At 58.7% G+C, this 14,691-nt stretch carries 13 protein-coding genes; 7 read left to right on the top strand and 6 right to left on the bottom strand.

Features of this window, described 5'->3' with window-relative positions; genetic code table 11:
• Positions 1 to 85: 85 nt before the first annotated feature.
• Genes GGD46_RS25170 through GGD46_RS25160 form a run of 3 tightly spaced genes read left to right on the top strand, consistent with a single transcriptional unit; the run spans position 86 to position 2,915 of the window.
• Entirely contained in the window at positions 86 to 1,018 is a 933-nt protein-coding gene (locus tag GGD46_RS25170) for a carbohydrate ABC transporter permease (protein WP_184709139.1), read from the top strand.
• Between the two features lie 3 nt (positions 1,019 to 1,021).
• Entirely contained in the window at positions 1,022 to 1,852 is an 831-nt protein-coding gene (locus tag GGD46_RS25165; protein WP_184709137.1) for a carbohydrate ABC transporter permease, read from the top strand.
• A gap of 4 nt (positions 1,853 to 1,856) precedes the next feature.
• Positions 1,857 to 2,915: an ABC transporter ATP-binding protein gene (locus GGD46_RS25160; protein ID WP_184709135.1), complete on the top strand. Its 1,059-nt coding sequence runs from the start codon at positions 1,857 to 1,859 to the stop codon at positions 2,913 to 2,915.
• A gap of 39 nt (positions 2,916 to 2,954) precedes the next feature.
• On the opposite strand, the gene GGD46_RS25155 is transcribed toward GGD46_RS25160, so the two are convergent.
• Positions 2,955 to 4,094, bottom strand: a complete 1,140-nt coding sequence (locus GGD46_RS25155) for a M24 family metallopeptidase (RefSeq protein ID WP_184709133.1) — start codon at positions 4,092 to 4,094, stop codon at positions 2,955 to 2,957.
• 417 nt (positions 4,095 to 4,511) lie between these two features.
• On the opposite strand from GGD46_RS25155, the gene GGD46_RS25150 reads away from it, so the two are divergent.
• The gene (locus GGD46_RS25150; RefSeq protein ID WP_184709131.1) at positions 4,512 to 5,162 is read left to right on the top strand and encodes a hypothetical protein; all 651 of its coding nucleotides are present in this window, start codon (positions 4,512 to 4,514) and stop codon (positions 5,160 to 5,162) included.
• A 776-nt stretch (positions 5,163 to 5,938) separates the two neighbouring features.
• Here the strand turns inward: GGD46_RS25150 and GGD46_RS25145 are convergent.
• Complete coding sequence (locus GGD46_RS25145; RefSeq protein ID WP_184709129.1) at positions 5,939 to 7,204, bottom strand: ATP-binding protein; 1,266 nt, start codon at positions 7,202 to 7,204, stop codon at positions 5,939 to 5,941.
• Positions 7,201 to 7,932, bottom strand: coding sequence for a response regulator (locus tag GGD46_RS25140; RefSeq protein ID WP_184709282.1), 732 nt, complete (start codon positions 7,930 to 7,932; stop codon positions 7,201 to 7,203). The genes GGD46_RS25145 and GGD46_RS25140 overlap by 4 nt, the downstream gene beginning before the upstream one ends.
• Before the next feature lie 272 nt (positions 7,933 to 8,204).
• Between GGD46_RS25140 and GGD46_RS25135 the strand changes: the two genes are divergently transcribed.
• Complete coding sequence (locus GGD46_RS25135; RefSeq protein WP_184709127.1) at positions 8,205 to 8,369, top strand: hypothetical protein; 165 nt, start codon at positions 8,205 to 8,207, stop codon at positions 8,367 to 8,369.
• 92 nt (positions 8,370 to 8,461) lie between these two features.
• On the opposite strand, the gene GGD46_RS25130 is transcribed toward GGD46_RS25135, so the two are convergent.
• From GGD46_RS25130 to GGD46_RS25120, 3 genes are all read right to left on the bottom strand, one after another.
• Complete coding sequence (locus GGD46_RS25130) at positions 8,462 to 8,707, bottom strand: helix-turn-helix domain-containing protein (protein ID WP_184709125.1); 246 nt, start codon at positions 8,705 to 8,707, stop codon at positions 8,462 to 8,464.
• 292 nt (positions 8,708 to 8,999) lie between these two features.
• Entirely contained in the window at positions 9,000 to 9,536 is a 537-nt protein-coding gene (locus tag GGD46_RS25125) for an NUDIX hydrolase (protein WP_184709123.1), read from the bottom strand.
• 294 nt (positions 9,537 to 9,830) lie between these two features.
• Entirely contained in the window at positions 9,831 to 11,159 is a 1,329-nt protein-coding gene (locus GGD46_RS25120) for a dicarboxylate/amino acid:cation symporter (RefSeq protein WP_184709121.1), read from the bottom strand.
• A 218-nt stretch (positions 11,160 to 11,377) separates the two neighbouring features.
• Here GGD46_RS25120 and GGD46_RS25115 point away from each other — a divergent pair, with 218 nt between their 5' ends.
• Together GGD46_RS25115 and GGD46_RS25110 are read left to right on the top strand one after the other, a co-directional pair.
• On the top strand, positions 11,378 to 13,255 hold the full coding sequence (locus GGD46_RS25115; protein ID WP_184709119.1) for an ATP-binding protein: 1,878 nt from the start codon (positions 11,378 to 11,380) through the stop codon (positions 13,253 to 13,255).
• A complete protein-coding gene (locus tag GGD46_RS25110) occupies positions 13,252 to 14,628 on the top strand; it encodes a sigma-54-dependent transcriptional regulator (RefSeq protein ID WP_184709117.1) in 1,377 nt (458 codons plus the stop codon). Before GGD46_RS25115 ends, GGD46_RS25110 begins: the two co-directional genes overlap by 4 nt.
• Positions 14,629 to 14,691: the final 63 nt, after the last annotated feature.

The raw sequence follows: 14,691 nt of genomic DNA, 5'->3' as shown, positions 1-14,691 counted from the left end.
GCATGCGCGGCGGCGGAGCAATCCGCCGCCGCTCCTGCCCTTGAAACAGACGGCGTTCGAACGCCGCGAACGGGAACTATCGCAGATGACTACGATCGCCGACACGCTCGCCGGGCGGCAAGACCGCAGGCCGTGGCTGAAGCGCCTCGCCGACGCCTCCGAACCCTATCTCTACAGCGCACCTGCGCTCATCCTCATCATTGCCGTGATGTTGGTGCCGCTGGTGATCGGCATTTCCTATGCCTTTCGCGATATCCAGTTGCTCAATCCGTTTTCCGGCAGCTTCATCGGCCTGGAGCACTTTCGCGCTCTTTCCAAGGATACCGCCTTCTACTGGGCGTTGAAGAACACGCTCTGGTGGACGGGTGCCTCGGTTGCGCTGCAGTTTATCTTTGGACTGACCCTTGCGCTGCTGCTGGACAAGCCCTTCGTCGGACGTTCGTTGGTGCAGGCACTGGTGTTTCTGCCCTGGGCGGTTCCTTCTTTCCTTGCCGGCCTCAATTGGTCCTGGCTGTTCAACCCGGTTATCGGTCCAATTCCTCATTGGCTTTACGCCATCGGCCTCATGAGCGAGCCGAGCAACATCCTGTCCGATCCGCATTATGCAATGTGGGGGCCGATCGTCGCTAATGTCTGGTGGGGAATTCCCTTCTTTGCGATTACGCTGCTCGCCGCACTTCAGGCGATCCCGCGCGATCTCTATGAAGCGGCCTCGATCGACGGCGCCGGCTGGTTCGAACGCTTCCGCTCGATCACCCTTCCCTTCCTTGCGCCGACGATCGCCATCACGGTGCTCCTGCGCACGGTGTGGGTGTCCAACTTCGCCGACCTGATCATCGTCATGACGGGCGGCGGTCCCGCGGACCGCACGCAGATCGTCGCCAGCTACATCTTCACGCAGGCCTTCAGGCGGCTGGATTTCGGTTACGCCTCGGCCATCGCCCTGGTTCTGCTGGTGCTGCTGCTTGCCTATTCCATGCTGATCATCCTGCTGCGGCAGACCCTGCTGAAGGATTGAGCCATGAGACGATCCATCATACCTACCATTGCACACCGGCTGGCGATCCTCTGCTACGTCGTCTTCGCACTCTTTCCGCTGTTCTGGCTGCTCAAGGTGTCGGTGACGCCGAATGACCTCCTCTATACGGAGGGTGTTCGTATGTGGCCGTCTCGCACGACGTGGGAGCATTATTCCTTCGTGCTGCAACACAGCGACTTTCCCACCTTCTTCAAGAACAGTCTGATCGTCTCCGCCTCGACGGCGATCACGGTCACCATCTGTGCTTCCTTGTCGGGTTACGCGCTTTCGCGCTTCAACTTCCGCGCCAAATACTGGATCGTGGCGCTGATGCTGCTGACGCAGATGTTTCCGCTTGTCATGCTCGTCGCGCCGATCTTCAAGATCCTGACGCCCCTGCACCTGACGAACAGCCTGACCGGCCTCGTCATCGTCTACACTGCCTTCAACGTGCCTTTTGCCACCTTCCTGATGCAGTCCTTCTTCGACGGCATTCCGAAGGATCTGGAAGAGGCCGCGATGATCGACGGCGCGACGCAGTTCACGGCCTTCCGGCAGATCATCCTGCCGCTGACGCTGCCCGGCATCGCGGCGACGCTCGGCTTCGTCTTCACGGCAGCATGGAGCGAATTGCTCTTCGCGCTGATGCTCATCAACGGCAATCAGGCTGCAACCTTCCCGGTCGGGCTTCTTACCTTCGTCTCGAAATTCTCCGTGGACTTCGGGCAGATGATGGCAGCGGGCGTCATGGCGCTCATTCCGGCCGCTCTCTTCTTCCTGCTCATCCAACGCTATCTCGTGCAGGGTCTAACGGCCGGCGCGGTCAAGGGTTAGTCAAATGGCATCGATCGATATTCAGAACGTCAAGAAAGCCTACGGACATGTGCAGGTGCTGCACGACATCGATCTTCGGATCAAGGACGGCGAATTCGTCGTTCTCGTCGGCCCATCAGGGTGCGGCAAGTCCACCCTGCTCCGAATGATTGCCGGCCTCGAGGACATCAGCGGCGGTGAAATCCGCATTGCCGAAAACCGTGTCAACGAGCTGCACCCGAAGGACCGCGACATCGCCATGGTCTTCCAGTCCTATGCGCTCTATCCGCATATGAATGTGGCCGGCAATATGAGCTATAGCCTGCGGCTGCGGAAAATTGCCAAGGAGGGCATTTCAAAGGCCGTCGCCAGCGCAGCAGCAAAGCTTGGCCTCGATCCGCTGCTCGAACGCCGGCCGAAGGCGCTCTCCGGCGGTCAGCGCCAGCGCGTCGCCATGGGTCGCGCCATTGTGCGCCAGCCGAAAGCATTCCTTTTCGACGAACCGCTCTCAAACCTCGACGCGCGCTTGCGCGAGCAAATGCGTGCCGAAATCAAGAAGTTGCATGGCGATCTTAAAGCGACATCGATCTATGTGACGCATGATCAGATTGAGGCGATGACGCTGGCGGACCGCATCGTAGCCATGCATGGCGGCGTCGTGCAGCAAGTGGGAAGCCCGCTTGAACTTTACGATCACCCCGCCAATCTGTTCGTGGCGGGCTTCATCGGGTCGCCCGGCATGAACTTTCTCGATGCGATCTATGAAGGGAACGGCGTCAAGCTGAAGGATGGCACGATCGTTGCACTTTCGGAGCCTCTGAAGCTGGCAGCCGGTACGAAGGTGACGCTCGGCATTCGCCCGGAACATGTGGTGCTATCGTCCAACCCAGCTGATATGACCGCCAATGTCGAACTCATCGAGCCGACGGGCTTTGGCATCATCCTGCATCTTTCGCTGCACGGTCTGCCCTTCAAGGTCTTCACGCTGGATCGCAGCGCGCTGAGTGCCGGCGACCGGGTCAATGTCGCATTCCCGGCCCAGCATCTGCACGTTTTCGACGAGGAAGGGAAAAGGGCGGTCTAGCCGCCCTTGCATTTTCGCTGTGAATTGTGGCTCGCAACCTTATGCGAAAGGCTCGGTCGGGCTCTTCGATGGCTGCGTAAACCAACGAGGGCCTTCTTCCGTCATGTAGATATGGTCTTCCAGACGGATCCCGAATTTCTGCGGGAAGACGATCATCGGCTCGTTTGAGAAGCACATGCCGGCGGCAAGCTTGGTTGCATTGCCGCGCACGATATAGGGTTCCTCATGGATCTGAAGTCCGAGGCCATGGCCGGCACGATGCGGGAGACCGGGCAGCTTATAGTCCGGTCCAAGCGAGTGCTTGGCAAGCACGGCACGCGCCGCATCGTCAAGGCTTGAGCAAGCCGCGCCGATCTTGGCGGCATCAAAGACCGCCTGCTGCGCTTCGCGCTCGATGGCCCAGGCATCTTCGAAGACGGTATCCCCGGCTTTGAGCTTGTAGGTTCGCGTCAAATCCGAGTGATAGCCATCTACACGCGCGCCGGTATCGACCAGGATCACATCGTCTTCCCCAAGGATCTGGTCGCCATCGGCGCCATGTGGCAACGACGTCGCTTCACCAAAGGAGACGATGCAGAAGGTCGAAGCGGATGCGCCAGCCTCACGATGCCGTCGGTTGATGAATTCAGCCACTTCGGAGGCGCGAATACCGGGCTTCAGCAACGCATGAGCTTGCTTGTGAACATCGAGCGTTAGGTTCATCACATAGTGAATGAGTGCGATCTCGGCAGATGATTTGATCCGGCGGAGGCCGTTGATGAGCGCGCCGCCATTCGCAAGCCTTTCGGCACCGAGCTTTGCCGCCAGTGCGTGATAGAAATAAAGCGGCATATCATCATCGAGCGCGAGAATGCCGCGTTCACCGAGGAGGCGTGCGACAAGCGCCGCACTGCTTTCCTCCTCCTGCCATTCGAGAATTTCCGCCGGCAGATGCGGCAAGGTTTCGACACGGCTGCGCTCGAACCCCGGAACGATATAGTAGAGCCCAGACTGCGTCACCAATGCGCCGAGAAACCGCTCGCTTGCATGCCATACGAGACCGGTAAAATAGCGCAGGCTCTCGCTCGGCCCGAGCAGCATGCCGGCCAAACCTTCGGCATCAAGCACCTGGCGAAGTCGCGAAAGACGCGCCTGTCTTTCTTCGTCGGTGATCCGGGGAACTGGATGTTGCCACGACATTCTTCAACTCTCCTCAATATTCTCAGTCGAATGCGTTTTGCGCCCCACGCGGCGCTGCGGTGTCGACACTAATGATCTTGTAGGCAAAATGTCGACAAGGAATTGGAAGTACACCGCAATTAACGGATTCTTTGATGACGGAGATTGGTAATCGGAGACCGCCGGTCAACCCCCCAAGGTTTTATCCCCCTCCTTACGATTCTATCGCACGCCTCCCTTGCCGCTTTTGGGGAGAAATCCTCTCCGTAGCGCCACCTCCGCGGCGGCAAATTTGTAACGAAATATTGCCGCGCCGCGATCAGCAAACTTTGTTCGCAACATCCCGTTCCCATGAAACATTGGGAAATCTTGAGACCTATTGCGTTCATGCAGCCTGCATAGCTTCGGCGTCAGTTCATAATGATGAAGGCACTGAACATGAGGCAACGATACATCGTCGCAACTTTGCTGCTGACAGCCATGGCCGGGGCAAGTGTTTCGGCGTTTGCCGCCGAGCCACCAGCAACGACGCAGGCGCAACCACCCGCTGGCGTCGAAGCTGATCAACCTGCACCAGACCCAACGCCGCCGCCCGCCTGGTCTTGGCCCGGTCCGCATCCGGGCGGTCCGATGATGAACTTTGGCGATGGTGGGCCAATGCGGCCTTTCGGGCCTCCCGGCGGGTTCGCCCGCGGGCCAAACCTCGCTTTGGAGATTGCCGGCAAACTATCAGCTCTGGAAACGTTGATCGGTATTCGCAGCAATCAGCTCGATGCCTGGAGAGATTACACCAGCGCGCTGACCGATTTCCTAGCTTTTCCCCGGCATAGGCAGCCTGGATCACCGATGCCGAGCGACGATACGACGCCTCCATCCGATCACGACGGCGATAACCAGCCGGACAAGCAGAATGAGCTGTTCGGCGAGCGCATCGCCGATTTCGCGCTCGATCGCGCCGCTAAGGCGACCGTGCTCAAGGACAAGGCGACCGCGTTGCGCAGCGTGCTCACCGCCGATCAGCTTGCCAAGTTGGAAAATGCAGAACGATCACTCGTTCCTGAGCCTCGCCCATTCCGTAATCGGCGCTAGAGGGTCTGCCGGATTCACCTTCCTAGCCAAGACAGCAGGACCATTTGCTCTCTGCCCCCAACCGAACAGGTTCCTCCCGGACGCCCCCAATCGGTTGGAAGGAGCGGCTCCTTTAGGAGCCGAATGGCTCGGGAATGCCCCGCCGGCGTTCCCGAGCCAATATGGTGCGTGCAACATCGCCCATTTCCCCTGAACGTGGGGCCTGATGGACAAGCTGCTGATGCAGTGAAGCCCCGCCTCGCTGAAATCCTATAATTGTCTCATTGCAGGATTTGTTTCGGCTCTGACGAACAGATAGATTCGTCGGGCCTTTGCCTCGCGATCGACAGCGTGGAAGTATTTTCACCGCGCCTTCAGGAGGTAATCCGGCTTCGCCATTCGTGTTGGGGGCGTCGTGACGAAGCCGGGTACGCGGGGCGATCAATGCCTGATTGAGCCAAGCATGTTGATCGACTGTAATTCTACAGGAGTCGACGGGCTGAACATTTCTGAATGTTGCTGAAATTAGGCATTTTGACGAAATTTAATGTCTCGGCTTTTCTATTCTGAGTATTATTATTTAATAAGCTCTACAAACTTAATTTCATATTATCATCCATTGGATGCTTCGAAAAATCTACGCAAGTAAGACATGAATTTTAGCGAACTTATCCTTGATGATTCGAAACTAATCCGACACGAGAACAAGCAAGGCGACTACACAATGATGGTCATACTTTCGAAAGCCGCCATGTAACGGCCCGCTCGACCTATTACGATCCCCGGATCGTTTTCGCTCAACCGGCGAATTTACTGTCGACACTCTTGAACGATACCACCTGCTCCAAGCCGGTTGGCTGCCGGTTGCGTACAGTGATCTCTCCGCCGAAGCGCGTGACGATCTCGCGCGCGATCGCCATGCCGAGGCCGGCACCCGGAAAAGATTTTTGTCTTGCAATGTCGATGCGGAAGAACGGTTCGAAGACCTGATTGAGCCGCTCCTCAGGAATGCCGGGGCCGGTGTCGATAATCCGCACCACAGCCCTGCTACCGAGATGGGTGACCGTAACCAGGGCCGATTGTCCATGCGTCGCGGCATTGATGAGAAGATTGCGCAGCGCTCTTGTAACGGCTAGGGGCCCCGCGCTGATCGTCGCAAGCTCAAGCTCGCCACTTTCGACATTCATGTCGATGGCCTTCAGCTCGGTGACGATATCCCCGACGATCGTGTCGAGCCTGACCTGTTCGAGGCTGTCGCTGGAGATCTCCTCGCGCACTAGCCTGATGGCACTATCGGCTATTCGGTCGAGCTCCTCGAGATCGGCGAGCCATTTGTGTCGCTCTTCATCGTTCTGAATAAACTCCGCACGCAAACGCATCCGCGTCATAGGTGTTCTGAGATCGTGCCCTGCAGCGGCAACAAGCCGCATTCGGCTTTCCGTGGCGGCCTTCACCCTGGCCGAAAGCCCGTTGAGCGCCTGTGCGGTGACGCGAATTTCGCCGGGGCCCGTCTCCGGTATATGCGGCAGCGTGCCGTCGGGATTGACGGCGGCCACGGCCTGCTCCAGCAAACGCAGCGGTTTCATGATCTTGGATGCCGCGAAGATCGACACCAGTACGCTACCGATGATGATCAGGCCAAGCCATTCGGCAAGAACCTTCCAGCCGCCCGGCGGTGGGCCGTGTTGCGGCATCGGCATGACAAGCCAAGCGCCGTCGGCAAGCTTCAGCGACGCAGTCAAACCGCCCGTCGACTGGTGCGATATGACCGCCTCGCGCATGCCGGAAATTCGGAGTAGCGCCTCCATGAGAAAGCGAGACAGCTCCTCATCCCGAGGGCCTTCGGCCGGCTTGGGCGAGACGACCAGTCCGGCCGAAGTTGCAGACGCCCGATCCTTTTCGGCGAATGTTGCCATAATGGAAAGTTGACGCGCCATCGGCTGAATCATCATGTTCGGCCGTGGCCCACGCATGACGAAGCTTGCGACAAAAGACGAGGAAATGACGACGAGAACGATGGCCGTGAGCAGGAGCAGCGCCAGCCGTGCACCTAGCGATCTCATGAATCGCCCTTCATCGCCGTAACCGGCACGACGAGCTGATAGCCGCCGTTGCGGATCGTTCTGAAGATCGGCTCTTCCGCTGTTTCCGAGAGCTTGCGGCGCAATCTGCTCATCAACACGTCGATCGAACGGTCTGCCGGGTCGCGGTCGCGACCTTGTGTCAAATCGAGCAATTGATCGCGTGACAATAGCCGCCCAGCGCGCTCCAGAAAGGCCTTGAGAAGGTCAAATTCGGCGCCAGTCAAAGATATGACTTCGCCGTTATCTCTTGTGACACGGCGAAGCTGCGGATCGAGCATCATATCCCCGAACTGATATCGCCTTTGTTCGGGTTCGGGTGAAAGATCTTCTGTCGTACGGCGCAGTACGGCGCGAATGCGCGCCGCCAGCTCGCGAGGATTGAACGGCTTGCCGAGATAATCGTCAGCCCCAATCTCAAGCCCAAGAATTCGATCGATGTCTTCCTTGAGTGCCGTCAACAGAATGACAGGCACCCGCGGCCGGCGGTTGCGCAAGTCGCGGCAGAGATCGAGCCCAGAGCCGTCCGGAAGCATCACATCCAGGACTATCAAATCGGGGTGCCTGCGATTGAGGGCATCGTTACAGCCGCGAAGATCACTTGCCGTCGACACGCGAAACCCTTGCTCCTCCAGATATCGGCTGAGGAGCGAGCGGATTTCGTGGTCGTCATCCACTATCAAAATATCCGGCGCAGCGCTCGCGGTCATAGGTTTCATCCCGTTTTCCAACCGTTATACAAATTATCGATCCCCTGAAAAGAACGGTTTTACGGCACTAATACGGAAACTTCGACGCGGGAAACGTTGATTTACAAAATTCCTTGGGAGGGAAATGTTAGGCAACAAAGGAATGCCACCAACACAAGCGGAGACCTAATGGAATAGGCAGCTCACGCTTGGAAAATGAGTAAGACTAATGCCGTCTGCCTTGCCGGAGAGAACGCCGTCTCACTTCGATCTAAGCTCCATATAAAAGCCTGATGGCTGGCGAAATCAAAAGCAACATCACCGTGCTGGACGTAGCGATGCGCCCCCTTCCCGCATCTTTGCCAGACAGCATGAGCGATGACGCGCGTCGAGCTTCTTCATCGCTCGACATGGGATCGAAGGCGCGTGAGCGGCGCGATCAAATTTCGATCAGCTAAAGAACTTTTGAAATTCAGAATGGAAATCTGTTGCGGAAACCGACGCCGCGGATTTTTGGAGGCGCACCCTGATCGGGGCGCGCCCTCTATGCTCAAACGACGAAGAAAGTCGAAGGGGCAACCTGCAACGCAGCGGCAATTCGCCGAAGCTTTGCGGGGTCGGAATCGGCGCCGGCTTCTATGTCGACGATTTCCTCGCTGGTGAGACCACAGGTCTCGGAAAGATCGGCGATCGTGTAGCCAATGGCTTCGCGCGCCTGCCGGACGGCAGCTGCAATTTCACCATGGGGAACGGTGGAAGCCTTTGAACTATCGATATTATTCTGAGTAATGGACATGAAATTTCTCCTTCCAAAGTCCACCGGCAGTATGAATGCCGGGTGAAGGCAGCTATTGCAGCCATGGAGCACTTCGACCGCAACAAATATGGCCGAATGCTGCGTCAATATAGGCATCAATGCGGCGTAGGCAAGCGGGCAAGCGCATAGCTGCCAATATCCTGGGTCGCGGCTCGCCTGCTCCTTGAATGCCGATGTACCGGCAAACGCCTGCGATGGCGCGGCTTAGGTCAGGAATGAATTCAGGGCTGGCGCCAACGATGGAGTGCCGACATCCATCAAATTGAAGTGATTAGCTCGGCTGCCTTTTGCCGATCGATTTCAGTATCTTGCGCTCCGCGGCGAGCAGAAGTCCTTTCAACTCGGGCTCCCGCACGCGACTTGCCGCCTCGATGAAGGAAACCCACTCGCTGCGACGCTGGCCGCGCTCGGGAAAATCCTGAAAAACCTGCGCAACTTCGAGCAGATGCGTTGCGACGACACAGGGAACATCGCTGCCGTCGGTTAACTGCTTCAGATAGGTGAAATATCCAAAGGCCTTCTTCTTCACCTTGCCGCCCACACCCGCTTCCTCGAAAGCCTCGATCGCTGCGACCTCATACGGTTTCTTACCCTTCATGGGCCAGCCCTTTGGTATGATCCACCGGCCGCTTTCCCGGCTCGTGACGATAAGAACCTCGACGATCGGCCCTTCCGGCAGTTTTCTGTAGCAGATCGCCGCATATTGTTCGTAGAAGCGCCCGCGAAACAGTGCGTCGGCGTGAGATGCCAGCTCGGAGAGAAAATTCTCCGAACGCCTCAAGCCCTTGTCCTGCGCTGACGATGCCATATCGCCACAACTACTCGCTATGCTGCTGCGAGCGGGCATTCCGCCCGGAAGTCCGCAGGAGCGCCCTCACCAAAATCATCAGCGCCACGCTCCCCTCCTGTCCCCGCATCTGGCCCTATCGATACTCGGCCTTGTCAGCATCATGCTGTGAGCCGTTGGAGTGACAGTTTTATGAAGATCGCTGTTGATGATGCGCTTGGCTCGATCCGTGCGGTGAGCGGCAAGCCGAGCAGGTATTGAAACCGGAAGCGGCCCCGCAGGGCCGCTTCGCATTGCGGAGAATTGATGGGAGACCTATTCGGCCGGTTGCAATGCCGGCACTTCGATGTCCTCGCTCAATTGGCCAGCCATGGCGGCGGCGAACTTCGTCTGGTCGAGCTCGTTCTCCCAACGCGCAACGACAATCGTCGCGACGGCATTGCCGACGAAGTTGGTCAGGGCGCGGCACTCGGACATGAAACGGTCGATACCAAGGATCAGAGCCATGCCGGCAATCGGGACCGAGGGTACGACGGCAAGCGTAGCTGCGAGGGTAATGAAGCCGGCGCCCGTGATGCCGGCGGCACCCTTGGAACTCAGCATGGCGACCAGCAGCAGCAGGATCTGGTCGCCGAGCGACAGCGGCGTATCGGTCGCCTGCGCTATGAACAGTGCTGCCAGCGTCATATAGATATTGGTGCCATCGAGATTGAAGGAATAGCCTGTTGGGATAACAAGACCCACGACCGAGCGTTTGCAGCCGGCGCGCTCCATCTTGTTCATCAGGCCGGGCAATGCCGCTTCGGAAGAGGACGTGCCAAGCACGAGCAGCAACTCTTCCTTGATGTAGCGGATCAGCGCAAGAATGGAAAAGCCGTTGTAGCGGGCGACTGCGCCGAGCACGACGAGCACGAACAGGAGCGACGTGGCGTAGAAGGTTCCGATCAGAAATGCCAGGTTGGCGATCGTTCCGATGCCATATTTGCCTATGGTGAAGGCCATGGCGCCAAAGGCGCCGATGGGTGCAAACTTCATCAGCAGGGCGACCATGCGGAAGATCGGGGTCGTCAGCGCCTGCAGGAAATCGGCAACCGGGCGGCCGCGTTCACCTGCTGCGCCAAGCGCGATACCGAAGATGACGGAGAAGAACAACACCTGAAGAATATCGCCCTTGGCGAATGCGCCGACGATTGTGTCCGGAATGATGTTCATCAGGAAACCGACGACGGTGGCCTCATGCGCCTGCGCCGCGTAGTTGTTGACGGCCTTCGTATCCAGCGTCGCCGGGTTGATATGCATGCCGGCACCCGGCTGCACGACGTTCGAGACGATAAGGCCGACAATCAGCGCCAGGGTCGAGAAGGTCAGGAAATAGATGAACGATTTTCCGACAACCCGGCCGAACTTCTTGAGATCCGACATCCCGGCGATGCCGGTGGTGACCGTCAGGAAAATGACCGGCGCGATGACCATGCGCACGAGCTTGATGAAGGCATCGCCAAGCGGCTGAAGCGAAGCGCCGAACTGTGGATAGTAGTGGCCGAGCAGGATACCCGCAGCGATGGCGGTAAGCACCTGCACGTAGAGATGCCGGTAGAATGGAAGTTTGCCGCGCGTATCGGCGGCAGCGATGGGAGCAATCATGATGTCCTCCGTTAAGCCCAACCGATCTCTCGGCCCTCCGGGCGACGACTAGAATTCAACAGCCTCCGACTGTTCTTTCTCCCATAGCAATGAGCGTGCCAATCTCGTTCCATCCATATAACTATATGATTTAAAACGATTTATAGTTTTATCATCGACCCTCGCGGCATCAATTGTGCGACAATCCGCACAGATTGATTTACAGATCGAGCGAAAACATGCACAATATACTCATGCCGCAGCGACCGGTGAGTGAACGATTTTTGACGCCAGAGCAGTTGGGACGGCGATCCCGGCAGGTCTGGCTTGTCTTCGCGCTGTTATCGGCCGCCATCATCGCCGCCGCCTTGTACGGTGCCAGCCTCTACGGGCGCCTGACGGCCATCGAAGGATTGCAACGCCAGGGGCACACGGATGCGAACCTCAAGGTTGCCCTCTTGCGAGCGGTGCTGGAGCGGCCACGCGCACTACCGTTGCTGTTAGCGGACGATCAGCAGGTGCGCGATGCTCTGGCCGAGCGACAGACTGACGCCGTGGCCGCACTCGACCGCAAGCTGGAGAGTCTGGTCTCCGGCACGAGCGCAGCGGTTCTTTATGTCGTCGGCAAGGACGGCATCGCCATGGCCTCGAGCAATTGGCGCGAGCCGCTGAGCTTCGTCGGCAACGACTATTCGTTTCGCGATTATTTCCGCAAGGCCATGGAGACCGGAACCGCCGAGCATTATGCGCTCGGCACGGTCAGCAATCGGCCGGGTCTCTATATTTCCCGCCGGGTCGGCGATGCCGGCTCCGCTTTGGGCGTCGTCGTGGTCAAGATGGAGTTCGATCAGTTGGAGGCGGATTGGAGCGAAAGCGGCCGCCCTGCCTACGTCACCGATGAGCGCGGTGTCGTCCTGATCACCAACCTGCCCTCGTGGCGCTTCATGACAACGGCACCGTTTTCACGTGACGAAGCGGCTGTTATTCGCAAGAGCCTGCAGTTTGGCGCGGCCCCCCTTTCGCCGCTGCCAATCAGCCGCCCAGAGACGATCGACCCCGATACGACCATCGTCCGCGCTGTTTTGCCCGGTAGCAGCGCCGATGAATATTTGCGACTGACGACCGCGGTCCCGTCAACCCCGTGGCAACTCGGCTATCTGATACCGACAGGTCCGGCCGTGACATCCTCCGTGCGGGAGACACGTTTCCTGGCATTGACGGTGCTTTTACCGATCCTTGTCTTCGCCGCCTTTCTTTTTCGCAGGCGTCATGCCTCCGCCATGCAGATCGCCGTCAGCAGGATCGCCCGCGAAGAGCTGGAACGGCGAGTTCTGGAGCGCACCGATGATCTCAGCCGCGCCCGCGACCGTCTGGAGGCGGAAATAGCCGACCATCGCGCGACGGAAGAGAAGCTCCAGGGGGTTCAGCAGGATCTCGTGCAGGCCAATCGTCTCGCCATCCTTGGCCAGGTCGCCGCAGGCGTTGCCCATGAGATCAATCAGCCGCTCGCGACGATACGAGCCTATGCCGAGAACGCCAATATCTTCCTCGAACGGCAGCAGATCGATCCCGTCAGGCATAACCTGTCCGCCATAGCCGGATTGACGGAGCGGATCGGAACAATCACCGAGGAATTGAGGGCCTTTGCCCGCAAAGGACGGACAGCTCCCGAACCGGTGGAGCTCAAGGCCGTCATCGAGGGTGCTGTTGTTCTGCTCAGGAGCCGGTTCGCCGGCCGCCTCGACGCTCTCAAAATCGAGCTGCCGCCCTCGGGGCTCACTGTCGTCGGCACGAGAATCCGGCTAGAACAGGTTCTCATCAACCTGTTTCAAAACGCGCTGGAAGCCCTTGAAGGTCGAGACGGCGCGAAGGTCGAAGTCTCTGTGCGGGAGATGACCGACGATGTCGAGATCGTCGTGTCAGATAACGGACCGGGCATTCCCGCCGCAATTCTCGATTCGCTCTTCACACCGTTCAACACTTCCAAGGAAAAAGGCCTTGGGCTTGGGCTCGTGATTTCCAAGGATATCGTCGTCGACTATGGCGGCCGGATCGAGGTGGAGAGCAGCAGTAGCGGCACCCGTTTCACCATTCATCTGCACAGGGCAACGACATGAACGACAGTTCCCCGGTCTTTCTCATCGACGATGACAAGGATCTGCTCAAGGCGACGAAGCAGACGCTTGAACTGGCCGGCTTTGTCGTCTCGGCCTTCTCTTCGGCGAGCGATGCGCTCAGCGCTCTCGATGCAGACTTTGCCGGAGTTGTCGTCTCCGATATCCGCATGCCGCAAATGGATGGGCAGCAGCTCTTCTCCCACGTCAAGGACCGCGACGCCGACATGCCCGTCATCCTGATGACCGGTCATGGCGACATTCCGATGGCGGTGCAGGCAATCCAGGACGGCGCGTATGATTTCATCGCCAAGCCTTTTGCGACTGACCGGCTGGTGCAAAGCGTGCGGCGTGCCGCCGAGAAGCGGCGGCTGGTGCTTGAAAACCGTTCGCTTCGCCGCGCGGCGGAACAAGCGCAGGATGATCTGCCGCTGATCGGCCAGACACCGGCCATGGAGCGGCTGCGGCATACTTTGCGGCAGATCGCCGATACCGATGTCGATGTGCTAGTCACGGGAGAAACAGGAAGCGGCAAGGAAGTGGTGGCAAGCCTGCTGCATCGCTGGAGCCGCCGCGCAAAGGGCAATTTCGTCGCATTGAATTGCGGTGCCCTCCCCGAGACCATTATTGAAAGTGAGCTCTTCGGCCACGAGCCCGGCGCATTCACAGGCGCGCAAAAGAAGCGGATCGGCCGCATCGAGCATGCAAGCGCCGGCACCCTTTTTCTCGACGAAATCGAGAGCATGCCGCCGTCGATCCAGGTACAGATGCTGCGCGTTCTGGAAATGCGCGAGGTTACGCCGCTCGGCACGAACGAGGTTCGGCCCGTCGATCTGCGCGTGGTGGCAGCAGCGAAGGTGGATCTGGGCGATCCCGCCCAACGCGGCGATTTTCGCGAAGATCTCTATTATCGCCTGAACGTCGTTACGCTCTCGATCCCGCCGCTTCGCGAACGGCGCGCCGATATACCGCTGCTGTTCAGCTATTTTGCGAAGCGTGCCGCCAGCCGCTTCAAGCGCGAAATGCCGGAAATGTCCAGCTCCGTACATCGCCATTTGCAGCAGCATGACTGGCCGGGAAACGTGCGCGAACTCTCGCACTTCGCAGAGCGCCTGGTGCTTGGCCTCGAGACAGCGGCGATGCAGGAACCCCGCGACACGCCCAGCTCCGACGGAACACTGCCGCTGCCTGCCCGGATCGAGCGCTATGAAGCAGAACTCATCCGAGAGACCCTATCGCAGAATAATGGCGACGTCCGGCGCACCATCGAGGCCCTCGGCATTCCCCGCAAGACCTTCTACGACAAGCTGCAACGCCACGGTATCGTCCGCGGCGAATTCGCCGGATCGGAGGGGAGTGATCGCCGGGGGGCGTGAGCCGGTCCTCTCAAACGAAAACTCGCGGCCTTTCAGCCGCGAGCATCTCTAGACCATGGCAAG

Origin of the sequence: Martinezella lusitana, from assembly GCF_014207095.1 — a bacterium.
In the GTDB taxonomy this organism is placed as follows: Bacteria; Pseudomonadota; Alphaproteobacteria; order Rhizobiales; family Rhizobiaceae; genus Rhizobium; species Rhizobium lusitanum_B.
This window is presented reverse-complemented; position numbering and strand designations above follow the sequence as displayed.

Coding starts and splice junctions, on each gene's coding strand:
- GGD46_RS25170 (WP_184709139.1), top strand. CDS start 86: ATGACTACGATCGCCGACACGCTCGCCGGGCGGCAAGACCGCAGGCCG.
- GGD46_RS25120 (WP_184709121.1), bottom strand. CDS start 11,159: ATGATTGCTCCCATCGCTGCCGCCGATACGCGCGGCAAACTTCCATTC.
- GGD46_RS25110 (WP_184709117.1), top strand. CDS start 13,252: ATGAACGACAGTTCCCCGGTCTTTCTCATCGACGATGACAAGGATCTG.
- GGD46_RS25135 (WP_184709127.1), top strand. CDS start 8,205: ATGGCTGGCGAAATCAAAAGCAACATCACCGTGCTGGACGTAGCGATG.
- GGD46_RS25160 (WP_184709135.1), top strand. CDS start 1,857: ATGGCATCGATCGATATTCAGAACGTCAAGAAAGCCTACGGACATGTG.
- GGD46_RS25155 (WP_184709133.1), bottom strand. CDS start 4,094: ATGTCGTGGCAACATCCAGTTCCCCGGATCACCGACGAAGAAAGACAG.
- GGD46_RS25140 (WP_184709282.1), bottom strand. CDS start 7,932: ATGACCGCGAGCGCTGCGCCGGATATTTTGATAGTGGATGACGACCAC.
- GGD46_RS25150 (WP_184709131.1), top strand. CDS start 4,512: ATGAGGCAACGATACATCGTCGCAACTTTGCTGCTGACAGCCATGGCC.
- GGD46_RS25165 (WP_184709137.1), top strand. CDS start 1,022: ATGAGACGATCCATCATACCTACCATTGCACACCGGCTGGCGATCCTC.
- GGD46_RS25130 (WP_184709125.1), bottom strand. CDS start 8,707: ATGTCCATTACTCAGAATAATATCGATAGTTCAAAGGCTTCCACCGTT.
- GGD46_RS25115 (WP_184709119.1), top strand. CDS start 11,378: ATGCACAATATACTCATGCCGCAGCGACCGGTGAGTGAACGATTTTTG.
- GGD46_RS25145 (WP_184709129.1), bottom strand. CDS start 7,204: ATGAGATCGCTAGGTGCACGGCTGGCGCTGCTCCTGCTCACGGCCATC.
- GGD46_RS25125 (WP_184709123.1), bottom strand. CDS start 9,536: ATGGCATCGTCAGCGCAGGACAAGGGCTTGAGGCGTTCGGAGAATTTT.